Origin of the sequence: Pseudarthrobacter sp. B4EP4b (assembly GCF_006680095.1) — a bacterium.
Classification (GTDB): Bacteria; Actinomycetota; Actinomycetes; order Actinomycetales; family Micrococcaceae; genus Arthrobacter.
Map to the genome: position 1 here is coordinate 677 of NZ_VHIJ01000071.1, position 2,474 is coordinate 3,150.

The window sequence follows — 2,474 nt, forward strand, 5'->3', positions numbered from 1 at the left end:
AAGCCCTGGCCGTCTGACCACCGAATACCTAGCGACAAGGAGAACCCCATGGCCTGGACCAGGGATGAAATGGCCGCCATCGCGGCCGAGGAACTGAACGACGGCGACTACGTGAACCTGGGCATCGGCATTCCAACGCTGGTGGCCAACAACCTGCCCGACGGCGTACGGGTTGTCCTGCAGAGCGAAAACGGGCTGCTGGGCATGGGCCCGTTCCCGTACGAGGGCGAGGAAGACGCCGACCTCATCAATGCCGGCAAGCAGACCGTCACCGTGCTGCCCGGCGGCAGCATCTTCGATTCCGCCACCTCGTTCGGCATGATCCGCGGCGGCCACGTCAAAGTGGCCATCCTGGGCGCCATGCAGGTTTCCGGCAGCGGGGACCTCGCCAACTGGACCATCCCCGGCAAGATGGTCAAGGGCATGGGCGGTGCCATGGACCTGGTGGCCGGAACACCCCGCGTGGTGGTCCTCACCGAACACAACGCCAAGGACGGCAGCGCCAAGATTGTCCGCGAATGCACCCTGCCCCTGACCGGTCTCGCCGTGGTGGACCGGATTATCAGCGACCTCGCGGTCTTTGACCTCGTGAAGACAGACGACGGCGGGCGGCAGCTCACGCTGACCCGGCTGGCGCCCGGGGTCACCGTCGAGGAAATCCAGGAGAAGACGGAGGCGGAATTCACCGTCGCCCTGGACGGATCCGGCGTCGGGGAATCCGCCCTGGAAGGAGCAACGGCATGAGCCTGCAGGAACAGTTCGGTAAAGATGTCCTGCTCACGGGTTGGGGCCACAGCCGTTTCGGGAAGCTGGTGGACGAGACCTTGGAGTCGCTGATCGTCCAGGTGGCCACCGAAGCGATCACCAACGCCGGCATTGAGCCGGGCCAGATCGACGAGATCTACCTCGGCCAGTTCAACTCCGGCATGATGCCCCTGGCGTTCCCGTCCTCACTGGCACTGCAGGTCTCAGACCAGCTCGCCAATGTGCCCGCCACGCGGGTGGAGAATGCGTGCGCTTCCGGCTCCGCCGCCTTCCAGCAGGGCACCAAGTCCCTGCTCGCCGGAACCGCGAAAACCGTGCTGGTGATTGGCGCCGAAAAGATGACCCACGCCGGAGCCGACGTTGTGGGCGCCGGCCTTTTGGGCGCCGACTACGACATGGCCGGCAAGGCGTCCACCACCGGCTTCACCGGGCTGTTCGCCGAGGTGGCCAAGCACTACGAAAAGCGGTACGGCAGCGTTTCCGACGTCCTGGGCTCCATCGCCGCCAAGAACCACCGCAACGGCGTGGACAACCCCTACGCGCAGCTCCGCAAGGACCTCGGCGAGGAGTTCTGCCGCACGGTCTCGGACAAAAACCCGATGGTGGCGGACCCGCTGCGCCGCACGGACTGCTCCCCTGTGTCTGATGGCGCTGCCGCCGTCGTGCTGTCCACTGCGGCGACCGGCGGTGCCACCGCTCCGGTACGCCTCGCCGGCTTCGGCCACGCCAACGACTTCTTCCCCGCCGCGCGCAGGGATCCCGTAGCCTTCAACGCCACCCGGGTGTCATGGCAGCGGGCACTGGCGATGGCCGGCGTCGGAATCGATGAGCTGGACTTCGCCGAAGTGCATGACTGCTTCACCATCGCGGAGCTGCTGATGTACGAGGCCATGGGCCTGACGGATCCCGGGCAGGGCGCCAGGGCCATCGAGGAAGGCTGGGTGTACAAGGACGGCAAGCTGCCGGTCAACGTCTCCGGCGGCCTGAAGGCCAAAGGCCACCCGGTGGGCGCCACCGGCGTCTCGCAGCACGTCATCGCCGCCATGCAGCTCACGGGGACCGCCGGGGACATGCAGCTGGCCGGCCCCCGCCGCGCCGCCGTCCAGAACATGGGCGGCGTGGGCATCGCCAACTACGTCAGCGTCCTCGAGGCCGTCTGAAAAGCAACGCGGGGTCAGATATGGCCGTTCCGGAGCGGATTATCGGGCCATATCTGACCCCGCGTTGCTGTTATCTGGAGGGGCTACCGGTTGCGGATCAGGGCTGCGATCCCGGCGAAACCGAGCCGCTCCGCGTTCTGCAGCGCCGTTCTGCCCTCCCGGTCCCGGATGTCGGGGTCGGCGCCGGCATCGAGGAGCATCCGGACCACCTCCTGCTGCCTGGGTCCGCCGTTGTTCAACAAAATGGCTTCCTGCATGGCGGTCCAGCCCAGGTTGTTGACGTGGTTGACCGGCACCCCCGCGGCGATCAGGATCCGGACGGTCTCCACGTGGCCATGTTCGCTTGCGGGGATCAGGGCGGTCCCGCCGTACCGGTTGGTGCTGGCGACGTCTGCCCCGGCGTCCAGAGTCAACCGGAGCACCTCGTTGAATCCTTCGGCGCCCGCGTAGAGGAACGCCGAATCCTGGATCGCGTCCTTGGTGTTCACATTGCCGCCCCGCCCGATGAGTTCGTGCACCAGCGGCACGTTGTTGGCCTTGGCGGCGGCG

Annotated in this window: 3 protein-coding genes; 2 read left to right on the plus strand and 1 reads right to left on the minus strand. The window is 66.9% G+C overall.

All coding sequences use genetic code 11. From position 1 onward, the window contains the following. The first annotated feature begins 48 nt into the window (after positions 1-48). Both FNL14_RS21445 and FNL14_RS21450 read left to right on the plus strand, forming a co-directional pair. Positions 49-744 (plus strand): CoA transferase subunit B, encoded by a 696-nt coding sequence (locus FNL14_RS21445; RefSeq protein ID WP_142064426.1) that lies wholly within the window; start codon positions 49-51, stop codon positions 742-744. Continuing rightward, positions 741-1,925, plus strand: a complete 1,185-nt coding sequence (locus tag FNL14_RS21450) for an acetyl-CoA acetyltransferase (RefSeq protein WP_142064429.1) — start codon at positions 741-743, stop codon at positions 1,923-1,925. Before FNL14_RS21445 ends, FNL14_RS21450 begins: the two co-directional genes overlap by 4 nt. 83 nt (positions 1,926-2,008) lie before the next feature. On the opposite strand, the gene FNL14_RS21455 is transcribed toward FNL14_RS21450, so the two are convergent. Further along, positions 2,009-2,474 (minus strand): ankyrin repeat domain-containing protein (locus FNL14_RS21455; protein WP_255470958.1); only part of this gene is annotated, 466 nt, incomplete at its 5' end.

Excerpts from the sequence above, each read along its gene's own strand:
- FNL14_RS21445 (WP_142064426.1), top strand. The coding sequence starts at position 49 with ATGGCCTGGACCAGGGATGAAATGGCCGCCATCGCGGCCGAGGAACTG.
- FNL14_RS21450 (WP_142064429.1), top strand. The coding sequence starts at position 741 with ATGAGCCTGCAGGAACAGTTCGGTAAAGATGTCCTGCTCACGGGTTGG.